At 47.8% G+C, this 17,740-nt stretch carries 19 protein-coding genes; 6 read left to right on the top strand and 13 right to left on the bottom strand.

Annotated elements, in window-relative coordinates; all coding sequences use genetic code 11:
• Positions 1–277: 277 nt before the first annotated feature.
• Both groL and groES read right to left on the bottom strand, forming a co-directional pair.
• Positions 278–1,915, bottom strand: a complete 1,638-nt coding sequence (gene groL / locus ABIC15_RS13535) for a chaperonin GroEL (protein ID WP_214855828.1) — start codon at positions 1,913–1,915, stop codon at positions 278–280.
• Between the two features lie 19 nt (positions 1,916–1,934).
• A complete protein-coding gene (groES, locus tag ABIC15_RS13540) occupies positions 1,935–2,219 on the bottom strand; it encodes a co-chaperone GroES (RefSeq protein WP_012371631.1) in 285 nt (94 codons plus the stop codon).
• Positions 2,220–2,439: 220 nt separating this feature from the next.
• Here groES and ABIC15_RS13545 point away from each other — a divergent pair, with 220 nt between their 5' ends.
• Positions 2,440–3,132 carry a CPBP family intramembrane glutamic endopeptidase gene (locus ABIC15_RS13545; RefSeq protein ID WP_214855826.1) on the top strand — a complete coding sequence of 231 codons (693 nt, stop codon included), beginning with the start codon at positions 2,440–2,442 and terminating at the stop codon, positions 3,130–3,132.
• Positions 3,133–3,153: 21 nt separating this feature from the next.
• Complete coding sequence (locus ABIC15_RS13550) at positions 3,154–3,387, top strand: DUF4305 domain-containing protein (protein WP_026831839.1); 234 nt, start codon at positions 3,154–3,156, stop codon at positions 3,385–3,387.
• Positions 3,388–3,437: 50 nt separating this feature from the next.
• On the opposite strand, the gene ABIC15_RS13555 is transcribed toward ABIC15_RS13550, so the two are convergent.
• The 4 genes from ABIC15_RS13555 to ABIC15_RS13570 form a co-directional block, all read right to left on the bottom strand.
• Positions 3,438–3,731 (bottom strand): DUF2089 family protein, encoded by a 294-nt coding sequence (locus ABIC15_RS13555; RefSeq protein WP_354020934.1) that lies wholly within the window; start codon positions 3,729–3,731, stop codon positions 3,438–3,440.
• Between the two features lie 20 nt (positions 3,732–3,751).
• Positions 3,752–4,039, bottom strand: coding sequence for a hypothetical protein (locus tag ABIC15_RS13560; protein ID WP_114597265.1), 288 nt, complete (start codon positions 4,037–4,039; stop codon positions 3,752–3,754).
• Positions 4,040–4,405: 366 nt separating this feature from the next.
• Entirely contained in the window at positions 4,406–5,701 is a 1,296-nt protein-coding gene (locus tag ABIC15_RS13565; protein WP_214855822.1) for a cation:dicarboxylate symporter family transporter, read from the bottom strand.
• Positions 5,702–5,857: 156 nt separating this feature from the next.
• Positions 5,858–6,916 carry an NAD(P)/FAD-dependent oxidoreductase gene (locus ABIC15_RS13570; protein WP_354020935.1) on the bottom strand — a complete coding sequence of 353 codons (1,059 nt, stop codon included), beginning with the start codon at positions 6,914–6,916 and terminating at the stop codon, positions 5,858–5,860.
• Between the two features lie 184 nt (positions 6,917–7,100).
• Here ABIC15_RS13570 and ABIC15_RS13575 point away from each other — a divergent pair, with 184 nt between their 5' ends.
• The 4 genes from ABIC15_RS13575 (at position 7,101) to ABIC15_RS13590 (ending at position 10,883) form a co-directional block, all read left to right on the top strand.
• Complete coding sequence (locus ABIC15_RS13575) at positions 7,101–7,892, top strand: ABC transporter ATP-binding protein (protein WP_354020936.1); 792 nt, start codon at positions 7,101–7,103, stop codon at positions 7,890–7,892.
• A gap of 4 nt (positions 7,893–7,896) precedes the next feature.
• Positions 7,897–8,808, top strand: coding sequence for an iron-hydroxamate ABC transporter substrate-binding protein (locus ABIC15_RS13580; RefSeq protein WP_012371637.1), 912 nt, complete (start codon positions 7,897–7,899; stop codon positions 8,806–8,808).
• A gap of 63 nt (positions 8,809–8,871) precedes the next feature.
• Positions 8,872–9,879, top strand: coding sequence for a FecCD family ABC transporter permease (locus tag ABIC15_RS13585; RefSeq protein ID WP_354020948.1), 1,008 nt, complete (start codon positions 8,872–8,874; stop codon positions 9,877–9,879).
• Positions 9,876–10,883 carry a FecCD family ABC transporter permease gene (locus ABIC15_RS13590; RefSeq protein WP_012371639.1) on the top strand — a complete coding sequence of 336 codons (1,008 nt, stop codon included), beginning with the start codon at positions 9,876–9,878 and terminating at the stop codon, positions 10,881–10,883. The genes ABIC15_RS13585 and ABIC15_RS13590 overlap by 4 nt, the downstream gene beginning before the upstream one ends.
• Positions 10,884–11,134: 251 nt before the next feature.
• Here ABIC15_RS13590 and ABIC15_RS13595 read toward each other — a convergent pair whose 3' ends face one another.
• The 7 genes from ABIC15_RS13595 to ABIC15_RS13625 all read right to left on the bottom strand — a co-directional run bounded on the left by ABIC15_RS13595 (position 11,135) and on the right by ABIC15_RS13625 (position 17,721).
• Positions 11,135–11,620, bottom strand: a complete 486-nt coding sequence (locus ABIC15_RS13595; protein WP_354020937.1) for a hypothetical protein — start codon at positions 11,618–11,620, stop codon at positions 11,135–11,137.
• A gap of 23 nt (positions 11,621–11,643) precedes the next feature.
• Positions 11,644–12,117 carry a hypothetical protein gene (locus ABIC15_RS13600; RefSeq protein WP_354020938.1) on the bottom strand — a complete coding sequence of 158 codons (474 nt, stop codon included), beginning with the start codon at positions 12,115–12,117 and terminating at the stop codon, positions 11,644–11,646.
• An 18-nt stretch (positions 12,118–12,135) separates the two neighbouring features.
• Positions 12,136–12,597 carry a hypothetical protein gene (locus tag ABIC15_RS13605; RefSeq protein ID WP_354020939.1) on the bottom strand — a complete coding sequence of 154 codons (462 nt, stop codon included), beginning with the start codon at positions 12,595–12,597 and terminating at the stop codon, positions 12,136–12,138.
• A 20-nt stretch (positions 12,598–12,617) separates the two neighbouring features.
• On the bottom strand, positions 12,618–13,094 hold the full coding sequence (locus tag ABIC15_RS13610; protein ID WP_354020940.1) for a hypothetical protein: 477 nt from the start codon (positions 13,092–13,094) through the stop codon (positions 12,618–12,620).
• A gap of 14 nt (positions 13,095–13,108) precedes the next feature.
• Positions 13,109–13,558 (bottom strand): hypothetical protein, encoded by a 450-nt coding sequence (locus ABIC15_RS13615; protein WP_012371644.1) that lies wholly within the window; start codon positions 13,556–13,558, stop codon positions 13,109–13,111.
• Between the two features lie 92 nt (positions 13,559–13,650).
• Complete coding sequence (locus tag ABIC15_RS13620; protein ID WP_012371645.1) at positions 13,651–13,809, bottom strand: hypothetical protein; 159 nt, start codon at positions 13,807–13,809, stop codon at positions 13,651–13,653.
• A gap of 168 nt (positions 13,810–13,977) precedes the next feature.
• Positions 13,978–17,721, bottom strand: a complete 3,744-nt coding sequence (locus tag ABIC15_RS13625; protein WP_354020941.1) for a S8 family serine peptidase — start codon at positions 17,719–17,721, stop codon at positions 13,978–13,980.
• Between the last annotated feature and the right edge of the window lie 19 nt (positions 17,722–17,740).

Genomic DNA, 17,740 nt, shown 5'->3' on the forward strand with positions numbered 1-17,740 from the left:
TTAATTATATAGTTTTCCTGATTTACAATTCCATTTTCCGAAAAATATTTACTATTCTTTTTAAAGAATTTAAAAAATACTCATTCATACTCAATAGAAATTATCATGCATAAAATAAACTTCGAAAGAAGTTTTGTACTAATAGAGTAAAAAAAGAAGACCCTCTATAAGTTCAAAGAACTTACAAAGGGTCTCCCCAAAAGTTAATTATAAAATGGCGTTTCCTAATACAGTACAACTACAAACCTATACTAGTTAGCGCCGTTTTATGGTTAGATTACATCATTCCGCCCATTCCACCCATGCCGCCCATATCAGGCATTGCAGGTGTACCAGCTGGTTCCGGTTTATCGGCGATGACGGCTTCTGTCGTTAGGAACATCGCTGAAACAGACGCTGCGTTTTGAAGTGCTGAACGCGTTACTTTCGCCGGATCGACGATTCCTGTTTCGATCATGTCGACATACTCGTCTGTCGCGGCGTTGTAACCCATGCCTTGTGCTTCATGCTTGAGACGCTCGACGATGACTGAACCTTCTTGACCGGCATTTTCCGCGATTTGGCGGAGCGGTGCTTCGAGCGCACGAAGAACGATGTTGACACCTGTTGCTTCGTCGCCTGTTGTAACGGCAAGAATCGATTCGACGGCTTTCGTGACGTGGATGAAGGCCGTTCCCCCACCGGCAACGATTCCTTCTTCGACCGCTGCGCGTGTCGCGTTGAGTGCATCTTCAATTCGGAGCTTCCGTTCTTTCAATTCCGTTTCTGTTGCTGCTCCGACTTTGACGACGGCTACGCCGCCTGCGAGTTTCGCAAGACGCTCTTGGAGTTTTTCACGATCGAAGTCGCTTGTCGTTTCTTCGATTTGCGAACGGATCGCTCCGACACGCGCTGTGATTGAATCACTTTGTCCGTTACCTTCGACGATTGTCGTGTTGTCTTTTGAGACGACGACTTTCGATGCACGGCCGAGTTGCGTGATTTGTGTTTCTTTCAGATCAAGACCAAGCTCTTCTGTGATCAGTTCTGCGCCAGTAACGATCGAAATGTCTTCGAGCATCGCTTTACGACGGTCTCCGAAACCTGGTGCTTTAACGGCAACAGCGTTGAACGTTCCACGGAGTTTGTTGACGACGAGTGTCGCGAGTGCTTCGCCTTCGACATCTTCCGCGATGATCAAGAGTGGTTTGTTTTGTTGGACGACCTGCTCAAGCACCGGCAGGATTTCCTGGATGTTCGAAATCTTTTTGTCCGTGATCAGGATGTACGGGTTCTCAAGGACCGCTTCCATCTTATCGGAATCCGTGATCATGTACGGTGATGCATATCCACGATCGAATTGCATTCCTTCGACGACGTCGAGTTCCGTCGTGAAGCCGCGTGATTCTTCGATTGTGATGACACCGTCCTGACCGACACGTTCCATCGCTTCCGCAATCAATTGACCGACTTCTTCGTCAGCAGCTGAAATCGCCGCAACTTGGGCGATCGCTTCCTTGCCTTCGATTGGTTTTGCGATCGCGTGCAGTTCTTCGACGGCACGACGGACTGCTTTTTCGATCCCTTTACGGATGACCATCGGGTTCGCACCTGCAGTGACGTTCTTGAGTCCTTCACGAATCATCGCTTGTGCGAGGACTGTCGCTGTTGTCGTACCATCCCCTGCGATTTCGTTTGTTTTCGACGCGACTTCTGCGACAAGCTTCGCGCCCATGTTTTCGAAGTGATCTTCGAGTTCGATTTCTTTTGCAATCGTCACACCGTCATTCGTGATGAGTGGTGAACCGAATTTACGTTCGAGAACGACGTTCCGTCCTTTTGGTCCGATCGTGACTTTAACCGCATCCGCTAATGCGTCTACTCCGCGAAGCATCGCTCGGCGTGCTTCTTCACTGAATAAGATATCTTTTGCCATGACTGAAATCCCCCTTTGATTAGTTTGCTACTGCTAAAATATCGCTTTCGCGTAAGATTAAGTATTCGTTGCCATCGACTTTCACTTCTGACCCTGCGTATTGCGCATAGATGACGTGGTCCCCGACATTCACTTCAAGTGGTACACGGACACCCTGCTCCGTCACACGGCCTGTACCGACAGCGACGACTTTACCCTCTTGCGGCTTTTCTTTCGCTGACCCAGGAAGAACGATTCCTCCGAGTGTTGTTTCTTCTTTTTTAACGACTTCGATCACAATGCGATCACCAAGTGGTTTTAACATGCGAAACATCCTCCTTGAACATGACTGTTTTTTAGCACTCACTTAATTGGAGTGCTAACATATTTTTATCTTAAACGGTTTCCGGTTGGAATTCAAGCCCGAACCCTTATCCGTTTTCCCGAAATTGCCATCTTTGAACCATCACCATTCGTGCGCCCGGTCGGTTTGTTTGTTACAATCGGGACAGTACCTTCATTACAAAGGAGTTGTGTTCCGCCCGATGAAAAATTCCGTCAATCTGCCGTTTAATATGGCTGAGAAGTGGCAAATCCGTCACGTCATTCCGATCGTGATTTATTTAATCGTGCAACTTGTCCCGGCGACCTTTCCGAGTTTCCTGTCAAAAAGCCAAATTCCGAGTGTTCTCGGCTGGTGGCTCGCGATTGGTTTTACCGTAGCCGTCATCGTTTCCTTCTATTGTCTACGTCCTGACTGGCAGAAGTGGAAAGCAGAGGGCAACCAAACCGATACGATGGATACGTTAAAGTGGATCGGAATCGGGATTGTCTTACTGTATGTCTCTTTAATCAGTGTCAACTTGATTGATGCCTGGATGTCCGGTGGGATTGAAAACATCGCGAAATCACAAAATACGGATGACATCATGAAGGCGATTCAGGTCATTCCGATTCTTCAAGTCATGGTCGTCCTGCTAGGTCCGATCATGGAAGAGTTTCTGTTCCGGCACATCATGTTTGGAAACTTGTCGACGAAACTGAACTTCATCTTCAGCTTCGTTCTCAGCGGTGTCATCTTCGGTTTGATTCACGGAGATAATAAATTCTTGATTTACGTCGCGATGAGTTTCGTCTTCTCACTCGTCTTCGTCAAGACACGCCGCATCATCGCTCCGATCGCGATCCATGTCTTTAACAACGGCATCGTCGTACTTGCCCTATACGCAACGACTTAATTAACGAAAGGTAGTGTTTTCATGCGACAAGGTTCAAACTTCATGGCATTTTTCTATGCCATCTTCGGTATTCTTTTCATGTACCTCGCGTACAGTAATTCGATTGAGGCCGGAACGGTCTTCAACTTCTGGACAATCCTCTTGACGCTGTTCGCAGCGGTCGACTTTTACCGTCTCTACCTCATCTTCCGCTTCCGGATGGCAGCCAAGAAGATGATCAAAAAAGAACAGGAAAAAAAGGACGACAAGAAATAACGCAAAATGAGATCGCCGATTTTACTCGGTGATCTCATTTTTGTTTTCCTTCACTTTGCCTGATCTTTTTGGTAGGAATCGATAATCACCTTCGCGATATCAAGATTCAACCGTTCATCCAGAACAAGATTCTTGATCATATTGATGAACTCGACGTCCTCTTGTTGTACGGACTCGATTCGTTCAATCAACTGGTTTAACTTCGTCCGGACGGTCGGATAGGATACCTGATAAGAAGTTGCCATGTCTTTTAGCGAACCGGAGTTTAAGACGAACTTCCGGATGAATTCGAGATGTTCTTGTTCTAAAGCCAGTACCCAAGCAGGTACATCCTGTCGTTCCATCGTTTTCCCTCACTTCTCTCTTACAAATCTTGAATATCGAGGCGATCCTTTTCGCGTTGTAGTTTTTTCTTCCGGGACTTATTCCCCTCCACTGACATACTGACTAGGATTGATGTCAGCATAAGCGTTCCAATTCGAATCAATGATTCACGGTCATCGGAATGCTCTCCTGTATAGAAGTATATGTATGCTCCTGCCACTAAGACAAGTACAGGCATAATCACTCCGAGCCAATTACTTTTTCTTGAAAGGTAAAACTGTCCACCAAATAACCCAATCGTGATCATTAACGGAATAAATAGATTCACTTGTTTTCCTCCTTTTGTTGTTTATTCAACGTTCTATATTAATAATATTAATTTTTATATCAACATTATTCAACTTATTTTCAACAATCATGATAAATTAATTATTTTATTCATAAACGTTGCGATTTGATATATTTTGACAATCTGATATTCAACCCATTCAACAAAGGTATCGTTTGTTCATCGCCCGACTTCTACGGGAAAAGGAAGCACTGCTTCCGTCAGGAACAGGCGAGACCCGGTCGTCAGAGACGAGCGTGGCTTGCGTTCCGCCCGAGAAAATCGGTCGTGCCCAAAACGACACCATCGTTCTACGAATACAAAAAAAGACCAGATGACGATTCATCTGGTCTGCTGTCGTACCTATTATGCACTTTTCACTTTATCCTGCTTACCTTCCGTCGACATGAACTCGTCGAGTTGGTCGGAATCAAGGACACCTTCCCACTTCGCGATGACGAGTGATGCGAGCGTGTTCCCTGTCACGTTGACGACAGAACGCATCATATCCATGATCCGGTCGATCCCGGCGATGAAGGCGAGACCTTCTGGTGGAATCCCGACCGTTCCGAGTGTTGCGAGCAACACAACAAACGAAACTCCCGGTACAGCAGCCATTCCTTTTGACGTCAGCATCAGAACGAAGACAAGCGTCAACTGCGTGCCGATCGATAAATCAATGTTGTACATCTGCGCGATGAACAACGCAGCCATGGCTTGGTAAAGTGCTGATCCATCGAGGTTAAATGAGTAACCCGTCGGAACAACGAAGCTGACGATCGATTTTGGCACACCCATCTTCTCCAGTTTCTCCATGACGCGTGGTAACACTGTTTCCGACGATGCCGTCGAATACGTCAGGAGTAATTCATCCTTAAAGACACGGACGAAATCCGATACCCGGATGCCGACCCATTTCATGATCGAGCCAAAGACGATGACCATGAAAAGAAGCGCCGTGACATATAACGTTCCGATCAATTTAAATAATGAACCGAGTGATTCGATTCCGAACGTCGAGACAGTGACACCAATCAAGGCGAAGACACCGATCGGTGCGAACTTCATGACGATGTTAACCAGGTTGAACATCGCCGCTGCGACACCTTCGAAGAAGCGGACGACCGGCAAGCCTTTTTCGCCCGCAAATCCGACACCGAGTCCAAATAGGACCGAGAAGAAGATGATGGCGAGCATATCACCGCGTACCATCGCGTCCAAGATGTTCGTCGGCACGATATTGACGATTTTTTCGACAAGACCTTGATCTTTCGTCGTTTCTTCTGTCGCGACGTACGTTGAGATGTCCGTCTTTTCAAGCGTCGCCATATTGATACCGGCTCCCGGCTCAACAAGGTTTGCTGCGAATAATCCGGTAAAGATCGCAATCATCGTGACGATTGTAAAGTAACCGAGCGTCTTCGCGCCAAGGCGTCCCAGACTTTTTGGACTTCCGACCGATGAAACACCGAGCACGATTGTCGTAAAGACGATTGGGACGACGATCATTTTCATCATCCGGATAAAGATATCACCGATTGGCTTCAGCCACTCCGCGACATGTGGATTCCCGTAAAAGATACCACCGACGGTAATCCCGAGAATCAATCCGATTAAAATCTGCCAAGCAAGACCAAGTGGTTTGCGTTTCGTTGCTGCCATAATCTGCCTCCTTAATTTCACACATTTTAAAAACACATAAGTGAATTTTGTCCTAAATACAGCTAGATGTCAAATCGTTCTGTAGTAGTACAGAACAGACAAAAAACGTACTTCCGCAACCGAAAAGGCTGTAGAAATACGTTTTTGCTCTGTTTGTTAATGATTCTGGTTCACCATTTCCTGAATCAATTCCCGATTCCGTTTTTTAAAGACTTCATTATGCGACGACACCATCGCGACTTTTGGTGCCTCCGGTTCAATATATTTCTTCGCCCGGTTGACGGCGTTTGCCGCATCCTGAAAAGCACCGGAGATGAGATGGACTTTTCCTTCGTGCGACAGGATATCCCCTGCCGCGTAGAGACCAGGTACACTCGATTCACTTGATGCTGTTCCAGCAATATAAAAATCATCAACCTGTTGTAAATCGAGATCACAGTTCGCCAGCAGCTCGGCATCCTGCTCATAACCGTGGTTGATGATGACTTCATCAATTTCAAGCGCCACCGTCTCGTTCGTCGTGCAATCGATCAGTTCGACCGAGGCAATCCGATGGTGATCGTCGCTCGCAATCAGCTTATGGATCGTCGTGTTTAACAGACAAACGGCGGAGCTGTTGACAAGCTGTTCGACCTGGGCTTCATGCCCTGTGAAGCAGTCTTTCCGGTACGTGACGTAAACTTTTTTCGCGACAGGTTCCAGTTCATTCGCCCAGTCGATGGCCGAGTTCCCGCCGCCGGAAATGATGACCGTCTTATCCTTAAAGCGTTCAATCGATTTGACGGTGTAGTTCAAGTTCGACACTTCATACCGTTCAGCGCCCTCGATTTTCAGCTTCTGCGGATTGAGGATTCCGCCGCCAACGGCAACGATGACTGTTTTCGAATAGTGAATCACCCCAGATTCTGCTTCGAGCACGAAGTTGCCAAAAACATCCTTCGTGATGGAAATGATTTTTTCGTTTAAATGAACGGTCGGATTGAACGTCAATCCTTGTTCGACCAGCTGTTCCATCAGCTTTGCACCGGTAATGGGCGGCTGACCCCCAACGTCCCAAATCATCTTCTCCGGATAGACGTGAATCTTTCCACCCAGTTCTGCCTGATATTCGATCAATTTCGTCTTCATTCCGCGTAGCCCACTATAGAAAGTAGAGTATAACCCGGCCGGGCCTCCACCAATTACCGTTACATCGAACAATTCCTGCTGTTCCATCTCGCTCACTCCCTCACGATTCGATACGACTGATTATCATTCTCATTCCCAATGATAACGTGAACATGTCTTGAAGACAAGAAAAAATGTTGACAGCGTTTTTATGGAACTGGTATGGTTAGTTTGACGATAGTGATAATCATTATCAATGAAAACAGTTTTAAACGAAAAGGAGTCTGTGCATATGGTACGTCTAGCAACAGAAGAAATCAGCATCGGTTACGGAGATCGTACCATCGTCAAAGACTTGACGGTTCAGATTCCCGATCGGCAAATCACGACGATCATCGGGGCGAACGGTTGCGGAAAATCAACGTTACTGAAGGCGATGACCCGGATCATCCCCCATAAATCGGGGCGTGCGTTACTCGATGGTCTCGATATCGCGAAGGAAAGTACAAAACTGCTTGCCCGGAAAATGGCTATCCTGCCACAGACACCGGAAAGCGCAAGTGGTCTGACGGTCGCAGAGCTTGTCTCATACGGTCGCTTTCCCTATCAGAAAGGATTCGGACGTCTAACGAAACATGATTACGAAATCATCGACTGGGCACTCGAAGCAACCGACACGATGGCATTCAAACATCGTCCGGTCGACGCTTTATCCGGCGGTCAACGGCAACGGGTCTGGATCGCGATGGCCCTCGCCCAGGAAACGGACATCATTTTTCTCGACGAACCGACCACCTATCTTGATCTCGCCCACCAGCTCGAAGTCCTTGAGCTGCTCGAACAGCTCAACCGGACGCAAGGCCGGACCATCGTGATGGTGTTACACGATTTGAATCAAGCGGCGCGTTTCGCCGACTACATCATCGCCATGAAAGACGGTGAAGTCGTTAAAGCCGGAACGTGTGAGGAAGTCATCTCAAAAGACGTCCTGAAAGATGTATTCCATATCGATGCCGAAATCGGTCGTGATCCGCGCACGAACAAACCGATGTGCGTCACCTACAACTTAATTAAGGGAGATTGAAGTCATGAAAAAACTGTTATTACCGGTTCTTTTATTGTTAACGCTTGTCATTGCCGCCTGCGGCAACACGGATAAAAAGGAAGACACCTCGTCGGCCGATACCAAAAAAGAAACGATTACCTATAAATCCGAAACGGGAGACGTCGAAGTACCGGCGAATCCGAAACGTGTTGTTGTCCTCGCCGGTTTTGCCGGAAATGTCATGGCGCTTGACGTCCCGCTCGTCGGCGTCGACTCATGGTCTAAATCAAATCCGAAGTTTGATTTGAAAAACGTCAAAGAAGTCTCCGAAGAGAACGTTGAGAAAGTCATCGAACTCGAGCCGGATCTCATCATCGGCTACAACACGACAAAAAACATCGATAAATTCAAAAAAATCGCACCGACTGTCACATACACATACGGAAAAGTCGACTACTTGACGCAACACATCGAAATCGGAAAATTGCTCAACAAAGAGCAGGAAGCACGCGACTGGGTCAAAGACTTTAAAACACGCGCTGCGGATGCCGGAAAAGAAATTAAAGCCAAGATCGGGGAAGACAAAACCGTTTCCGTCATCGAAAGCTTCGACAAACAACTCTACGTCTTCGGCGACAACTGGGGCCGCGGCACAGAAATTCTCTACCAAGAGATGAAGCTGAAAATGCCGAAAAAAGTCACCGAGATGGCATTAAAAGACGGCTACTACGCGTTATCACCTGAAGTCTTACCGGAGTATGCAGGCGACTACCTGATCTTCAGCAAAACAGCGGAAGCCGATAATTCATTCACAGAAACAGACACGTATAAAAACATCCCTGCCGTCAAAAACAACCATGTCTTTGAAGTTGATTCAAAAGAATTCTACTTCAACGATCCACTCACGTTGGAACGTCAACTGGAGTTCTTCAAGAAAAGTTTTCTTGGCGCATAACGTATACTAAAGGAGGGAGCCTCATCGCTCCCTCCTTTTTTGGATTCATACCAACTGGAGGCGATACCCGTGTCATCCGCTCGACTGCCTTTTGGCTTAAAAATTTCATTCGGACTGATTTTGTTCGTCATCATGTTCTGGCTGTCGATGACCTTTGGTGCGGCCGATACGACCGTCCGTGAAGTCTGGAACGCCTTGACGTTCGGTCCGCTTAACGATAAAGCAAAAATCATTCAGGAAATCCGTCTGCCGCGTGAACTGGCAGCGATTCTCGTCGGTGCCGCCCTCGGCATCTCAGGAGCAATCATGCAGGCAATGACCCGTAATCCGCTCGCTGACCCCGGCCTGCTCGGTTTGACGGCCGGTGCCAACGCGGCACTCGCCTTAGCCATCGTTCTCCTGCCCGGCATTAACTACTACGGCATCATGCTTGCTTGTTTCCTCGGGGCAGCTCTTGGTGCGGCACTTGTCTTCGGGATCGGTGCTTCCCGAAAAGGCGGCTTCTCCCCGCTCCGGATCGTTCTCGCCGGATCTGCGATTTCCGCTTTCCTGTATGCGATCGCGGAAGGTATCGGGATTTACTTTAAGATTGCCCAGGATGTTTCGCAGTGGACGTCAGGCGGTCTCGTCGGGACGACGTGGGGACAGTTGCAGGCCATCACGCCGGTCATCCTGATCGGAACCGTCATTGCCCTGATTTTCTCACGCCAGTTGACGCTTCTCAGTCTGTCGGAAGAAGTGGCTCTTGGTCTTGGTCAGAATATCATCCGGATTAAAGCCGTCCTTTACGTAGTTATCATTCTCCTGGCCGGGGCCGCCGTCGCGTTGGTCGGCAACATGGCCTTCATCGGTCTGATGATTCCGCATATCGTCCGCGCCATCGTCGGCACCGATTACCGGTTTATTCTGCCGATGACGGCTGTCTTCGGAGCGACGTTCATGCTGCTCGCCGATACGATCGGCCGGACGCTGTTCGCACCGTACGAGACACCGGTCATTGCCATCGTCTCGATGCTCGGACTGCCGTTCTTCTTATTGATTGTCCGTAAAGGAGGCCACGCATTCTCATGATGGAAACCCGTTTACGCCGTCGTCAACGCTTGATCTTTTTATTATTAAGTCTGTTACTGCTCGGCACGATTGTTGTCAGCATCGGTCTTGGTCCGGCGTCCGTCTCCTACGACCGTCTGTTACCGACACTGTTTGGTCAGGGCTCCTTTAAAGAAGACTTTGTCCTGTTCTCGCTCCGTCTGCCGCGGATTATCATCACGTTACTTGCCGGAATGGCACTCGCCTTGTCCGGTTCGATTTTGCAGGGCATCACCCGAAATGAACTGGCCGACCCCGGAATCATCGGCATCAATACGGGAGCCGGGGTCGCGGTTGCGATTTTCTTCCTCTACTTTCCGGTAGATGTCGGCTCATTCATCTACGGATTGCCGGTTGCTGCATTCTTAGGTGCTTTAGTGACGGCCGTGGCCATTTATGCGCTGTCGTATGACCGGAATCGCGGCTTGCAACCAATCCGGTTGATTTTGACCGGTGTCGGCTTCTCAATGGCGTTGTCCGGCATCATGGTCATTCTAATTTCATCGACGAAACGCGAAAAGGTCGACTTCATCGCCAAATGGCTCGCCGGTAACATTTGGGGAACGGACTGGACGTTCGTCTATGCTTTACTGCCTTGGTTGATCGTCCTGATTCCGTTTACGCTCTATAAAGCGAATAAGCTCAATCTGCTCGCCTTAAACGAACCGGTTGCGATCGGCGTCGGCGTATCGATTGAAAAGGAACGGATTCAGCTGTTGCTGACGGCTGTCGCACTCGCGGCATCCGCCGTCTCTGTCACAGGCGGCATTTCCTTCATCGGTTTGATGGCGCCGCACATCGCACGGGCGCTCGTCGGTCCCCGCCATCAATGGTTCCTGCCGATTGCTTTATTGATCGGCGGTTGGCTGCTTGTCTTGGCGGATACGATTGGACGCAACATTGCCGGTCCGGACGGCGTGCCTGCCGGAATCGTCGTTGCGCTGATCGGCGCTCCGTACTTTATCTATCTCCTTCTGAAAAAGTAAGAACACTGATCAACCAATAAGAAATGATTTTTGGTTTCACTCGCTTTCCTCAGGCGAGACACAAGCCAGTTTTCCTGCCCATTTGAGCAGGAAAGCGGGTCTTGTTTGTCTCTGACAGCGCAAGTTACCTTGCGCTTTCTCCTGCAGGAGTCTCGTGAATCAAATCATTTCTTTAAAACACAACAGCAGCGAGAGGGATTTCAACTTCCCCTCGCTGCTGTTGTGTTTTACGTATCGTTTTATTACATCATTCAATATTTAACCCGCCGCGCTTCCCGTTCCGCGAGAATCAGCTCGCGCTCTGATAAATGCGTCGGATCAAGTCGTTTGATCCGGGAATCGACGAGACGGTCGAGTGACAAGACGGACAGTAACAAGACCAGAATCGGTCCGATCAGCGTTGGACGCAACACATACGGAATCAAGAACTGGGACGCCACGACAAGTAGAAGCTCCGTAATTGTAATGACGATGTACGGCAACCCGAGATGATCCCAGACTTCCATCCGGTCAAATCGTTTCGTGAAATAACGGTACTTCAACAAGCGGACCGTCCATTGGTAGCCGAGGACAGGAAGCAGTAAAAAGTAATGCATTGAGGTTTCGGCGAAGTTTAGATCATCTGCCAGAAACAAAAAGACGACCAAGACGAGTAGAAAAAATACCGTTTGAACACGCCGGGCACGTTTCGTGAAGCGCAAATAATCAAGTGTTCGTTGCTGTGTACTCTCTTCCATAACATGCTCCCCTCTCTACCGAATCAACCTCTTTTCCGGTACTGTTCGATTTCCCGCATTGTCACGAAAGCAGGATCAAGCTGTTTTGCTATCGTGTTCAATCGAGAGACGTATACCGTAATTGCGAACACCCAGAACAGAATCAGGGCGAAAGAAATACCTGAATATCCTGGGAAAACATAACCAGAATACATTAAAAACATCGGCACAAAATACCCAATCATTGAAGCCCGACCGACCTTTAAAACGGTCTGTTCATATAAATCAGTTTCCAAACGTCGCTTTAAAATCCGCAGACGCATGATTTCGCGGACGACGCCTGCGAGACAAAGTACCGTAACTGCAAATAACGTAAACAGTCCCGTTTTCCAAAAATCTGGAATGAACCAGCCGATTAAGGCAAATACTAAAACCGGAACCGGAATCAGATGTTGAAGTTTTTTAAGCGGCGGTCCAAGCAAATTTAACCGTGTATTTTTTTCAAGCAGTGTATTCATTTGATGTTAGCTCCTATTTCATACATTTTTGTATACTTCCTGATCACTGACAAAATCCGGATCATCACGTAGTTGCAGTTTCTTGAATGTCCATTCACACACTGCATACAGCGGAATCAGAATGAGCATCAGGCTAAGCCACATCTGCCAAAATGGGCGTTCCATCGTCGCTACCATTAGGACGACGAAAATCGTATACAGAATCACTTTATAGATGATCCCAAAACGCCACTGTTTGGTTGCCAACTCTTCTCCGATATACGATTCAAGAATCTGACGTTTTTTGAATTGATAACGAAGATTCGAGGCGAGAAAAGCTGCCGGAAATAATAGACTGAACAAAACCGAGTCAAACACAGTTATTAAAATTCCGACAAGCATCAACAATAAGAACGTCCACACCCATTTTTTTCCTAAGAAGTCCTTTTCCATATAAGCCAGCGTCAATTCATGTAACCGTTCGTCCCGTGCCGTACGCATGATGTTCTCTCCTTTAGCTGTCATTCTTCCAAGTACTTCACGTGCTTATGCACTTCCTGATCACTGACGAAGTCGGGATCGCCTGACCGGGCCATTTTTTTAAACAACCAATCAGTCGCAAAATAAATCGGAGCGAGAATCAGTATGACCCAAAACGTCATTTTCCATAAGGACAGATCACTCGTTTCAAGTATCACCATGAGCAATGAGCCGTATAACACAATCTGAATGCCGAGCCACAGCATCGATTGTGTCATAATCTGATCTTTAGAGAGATACCGTTCTAAAATCCTGCGTTTTTCTAGCTGAAACGGAAGATCAAAAATCAGATAGACAAGCGGCAACAGACCCAAATAAAGGGCGGAATCCATCGTTTCCGAAAAAATGCCGAGCGTCGCCGCCACGGCAGCCATCAGCCAGCCGTTTTTTTGAAGCTGACTCTTGTCGATATAGGCAAGTGTCAGTTCATGTAACCGTTCGTCCTTTGCCGTTTGCATCTGACTTTCCTCCTTCATCCCTGCTGGATTTCTGTTTCACTGATATAAGTCGGATCAATCTGTTTGGAACGGTACGTCAAGAAACGCCGGCAAAGCCAGTAAAACGGGATGACGCCAAGACACAGTCCGAGCAAAAAGACCGTGCTCGAACGATTAGCCGTGAGAACAATCAACGCAGCCAGCGCTCCGTATTGAAGCAGGCCGACGCCGACATGAAGACGGAACAGACGGTCTGCTGATCTTTGGGAGGTGTGACGGGCAACGATTTGAAAACGTCGCCGTTGCATGATTATGTCATAAGCGAAATATAAAATCGGAATGATCAAAGCAAGGACAGGTTGTTCCATCAGGTTACTGGCAAACAAGAAGAGTGCCAAGACGCCCCACAGTTTAGCGGTCGTCCGTTGATGCATGTGTTGATAAAGTTCCTGTAATTCCGTCTGTTGTCCTGTCACAGCATTCATTGCAACACGTTCCTCTCCATCATTTCTTAATGTAATATACTTACATTTTACCAATTATGTTTCAAAAAAAAGAAACTTCTAAAAAGAAGTTTCTAGACCGAGACCTGAATGATTAGATAGATGACACTGTATGCAACGATGGCTAACGGAATCATCGCGACACCGATCAACCAACCGTTCTTATCGCGAATTCCGAGATACAGAACCAGACAGCCGACGATGAAAGCAATGAGTGTAGTAAATGGATTCATACGAGTTCCCCCTCAAAAAATAACCTATAAAGAAATTTCCCCTTCCCTCAACTTGATAAACACGGAAACCGTTTCGGAAGACGTTCCGATTCATTCATTCTGTGACAAAACAAAAAACAGTGTCGCTTCCGGCAGACATCCACCGGAACCAACACTGTCTTCCACTTCTTATTTCTTCGTGATGACAACTTTCTTCTCGACGACATGGCCGCCTAGATCTTTTAATTTCAAGTTGTAGACGTTTTGACCTTTTTTCAAGGTAACGGTCTTGTTGATCGTTTTCTTAAAGGCGCGCATTTCGTATGGCTCCTTGAACGAACGGCGGTATTCGGCGTTGCCATTCAGATCAAAGCGTAACTCATCGTAGTTATCGCGCAGGACAATCGTCATCTTCGCTGTTTTCGTTTTGCTTGAAACCGTTTTTGGTGCTGTCACGCGGATTGTCGGACGCTCCGAGTCGATGATGACTTGACGGCTGAAGGCAACACGATTGCCTTTTCCATCATAGGCTTCGACTTTAAACGACTTCACACCATCTGTCGTATACGTGATGTCATGGTTGAATGCATAGTGTTGTTGAACCGCATCCCAGCGTAATTTAACGGCTTTTCCGTTGATTTTGAATGATTTGATGCCGGACTCATCCGCGACGTTTCCTGAAACCGTCACTTGTTGTGATGTCGTTAAGCCGAGTGCTTCCGGTGTATCGATCTGGACACTCGGAACGGCTTTATCGACACCTGAAGTGTTGACGTTTTTCTTCACGCTGTTGCCCGCATAATCCGTTACGACGAACGTGACTTTTGCACGGCTTGGCAGATCCGTCAGCGTGTAGTTTTTAGCAGATGGCGCAAGCGGCTGTTTCAAGACACTTTTTCCGTCGACCAGGATATCGAATGAAGCGACACCTGTTCCTTGGTCACCGGCTGTCCAAGAAACTGCTTTTTTGTCAGCATCCCATTTAACGGTTGCTGCCGGAACTTTTGTATCAATGTAGATCGGGAATAACGCCGTCTGCCATTTCGCATTCGGATAATCGACGACTGATTTGACCTGATAGTAGTACAGACCATCTTTGGCTTTTGCACCGTTGACCGTTCCATCCCACGCCGCATTCGTCACCGGTGTGTAACCGTCTTCCGATCCGCCGTCATAATAGTTTTTGATGACGTCTGACTGCGTTTCCAGTTTACGGAGTGTTGTTTTGTTGCGGTCAAGAATCGAGTACTCGACCTTTTTCGCGTTCCGTAAGAACGACAGGACCGGGAAGGCCTCATCGGCACTGCCGTCCCCGTTCGGTGAGAACGAGACTTTTTCTTTAACGACGTCGCCTGCAGCATTCGTTCCGAGGAAGTTGAAGTTATCCTTCACTTCTGTCGCAAGACCTGTGACGCCGTAGAACGTGTTTTCATCATACACCGGTGCATCGACGATTGGTGCTTTGTCCCATGCTCCTTTGAAGCCGACATACGGAACTGTCAACTCAGGATTTTTGCTCTTTGTATCGATCAGACGGACGAATCCTTCGACAAAGTAGCCGTTTTCGAAGATGGTTTCAAGCGGTACACCGTTTGCCCAATCGACTGTATCTTTTAAATCAACCGTAACGTTGACTTTTGTCGTGCTCTTCGCGTTAATCGCGACTGAACTTGCTTTCTTCGAGCCGACCGTGAAGGAAATCGGGAACGTGCCTTTATTGGCATCGACCGCATCAACTGTTCCTTTTTTAAAGATACCGTTCGCTTCCAGGAAATTTTGACCTTGGACGGCGAGATCCGATTGGACCGTTCCAGCCAGTTTGTACGTCAGTTTTTCATTGCTGTAGTTCTTCAAGTCGAGCGTAAAGCTGAACTTGTCGCCGACTTGTTTCAAGGCGGCTTTTCCTTCGCCCGATTTTGTTTCCGTTACGACGACCGGTGTTTTCATCGCCGCACGCAAGTCCATCAGACCCGCTCCTTCACGACGCGGAGAGTAATAGTTACCGGTTTTTGCTTCCGCATTGTATTTTCCTTTATCGAGTTGCGGACGAGACGTGTTCATCAAAATGGTCTTCGCGAGTTTAACACGTGTCGCCCCGCTGACTTTAAAGTCCTTATCGATCCGTTGCATGACGAGTGCTGTTCCGCCGGCAACGTGTGGTGCTGCCATCGAAGTCCCGCTCATGACGCCATATTCGTTGGCGTTGAGAGTGGAGTAGATTTTTCCGCCCGGTGCCGTGATTTCCGGTTTAAAATCAAGGTTCGGTGTCACACCCCATGATGTGAAATCAGACATTTCTCCGGCGACCGGGTTTGGTGTCGAGACCGCTTTCCCGTCAAACGTAACTGTCAACGCTTTACCTGCTTTTGCTTTCGCTTCGAGCTCGTTTCCGTCGGCAATGCTTAACGAGACGAGTGGAATCGTCGGTTTATTGAGCGCCATGCTGACGTAATCGCCGTGTTCGACACGACCGCGAACGATGACGCCGGCTGCTCCTTGTTTTTCAGCTTCCGCTTGAATCATCGCGTAGTTAAAGTTACCGTTTCGGACGACGAAGACGACTTTATCTTTGACGTCTTTGTCCGCATAGTTGGATTCACTGCCGTCACCAACATACACGACATCCATCTTCTCTTTATCAAAAACAGCAATCGGATTCGGTGAATCTTGTTTTTGGTAGGCCAAGTAACCGGCATCCTGTCCGTCAACCGTTAATGCCATACCTTCGAGTGTCAGCTGTGTGTTTTCAACAGACGCGACTTGCAGCGATTCGCTGATTAGTCCCGGCGAACCGACGACACCGACATCCGGATTCGATGCATATGGATTTCCGGCACCGCTTCCGGCAAATGCCGAGTTTCCGGCCGAAATCGCACATAAAATCCCGTTGTTCATCGCATTAACGATCGCTTTTTGTTCCGGATCATCTTTTTGGACGAACGAGGCCGTTGAACCAAGACTCATGTTGATGACATCTGCGCCGAGCGCAATCGCATCATCGATCGCTTTGATGTAGATATCACTGAATGTCGACGGCATCCCCGGATCATTGCCGAATACTTTCATCGCAAGCAGTTGTGTCTCCGGTGCCACCCCTTTGATCCCGCCGTTCGTTTCATCGCCGTTGGCACCAACCGTACCGGCAACGTGCATTCCGTGCATCGAAGCACCTGGTCCGAGGTCACGGATTTCACTGTCATGATCGGCATAGTTATAACCGTACGGGACTTTTTCCGTAAAGTAGTTTCCTTTTAATCCCTTTGAAGCTTTGAAGCCTTCGACTTTTGACGACGTCAAATCAACTTTTGTCTCCGGACTGAGGACCATGTCCTTGTGCGTCGGATCGATTCCCGTATCGATGACGGCAACGATGGTGCCTTCCCCTTTATAGCCATAGTCCTGCCATGTTTCTTTTGCATTGACCATGTCTTTACTGTGCAACATGTTTGGTGTCGCGCCTTTTTCGACTTCCGGACGCGCATACTCATGTGCGATATGTACGGCCTTGATGCCGCTTAACTTTTTCAACTCTTTGATTTCACCGTATTTAACTTCACCGCTGAACCCGTTCAGGACGGTCGTGAAGCTTTCTTTATAGGAAACAGCAATGTCTTTTTGGGCAATTGCTGCTTTGACTTCTTTTTGTTTATTGACGATTTGATTCTTGAGAATGATTTTTTCCGTATTGCTCAACGTGCTGTAACGTTTATTTTGTGCCTGCGCATGTTCAATCGCGGCTTTTTGATCGAGTTCGACGACAATCCGTACTTTTTCGTTTTGGCTGTATGACTTTTCCTGACCCGCTTTTTTCAGTGAGAGTGCTTGTGGCTTTTGTACATCCACTTTTTGTGATGACACGTGTCCCTCAGCATGAACTAGGCTGGAAGATGTCATGAGGGCTGCCGCCATAAGAGCAATCTTCTTTTTCTTCATTCTTTTTCCTCTTTTCCAA

This window comes from Exiguobacterium sp. PvP048, from assembly GCF_040549175.1.
Lineage (GTDB): Bacteria > Bacillota > Bacilli > Exiguobacteriales > Exiguobacteriaceae > Exiguobacterium_A > Exiguobacterium_A artemiae.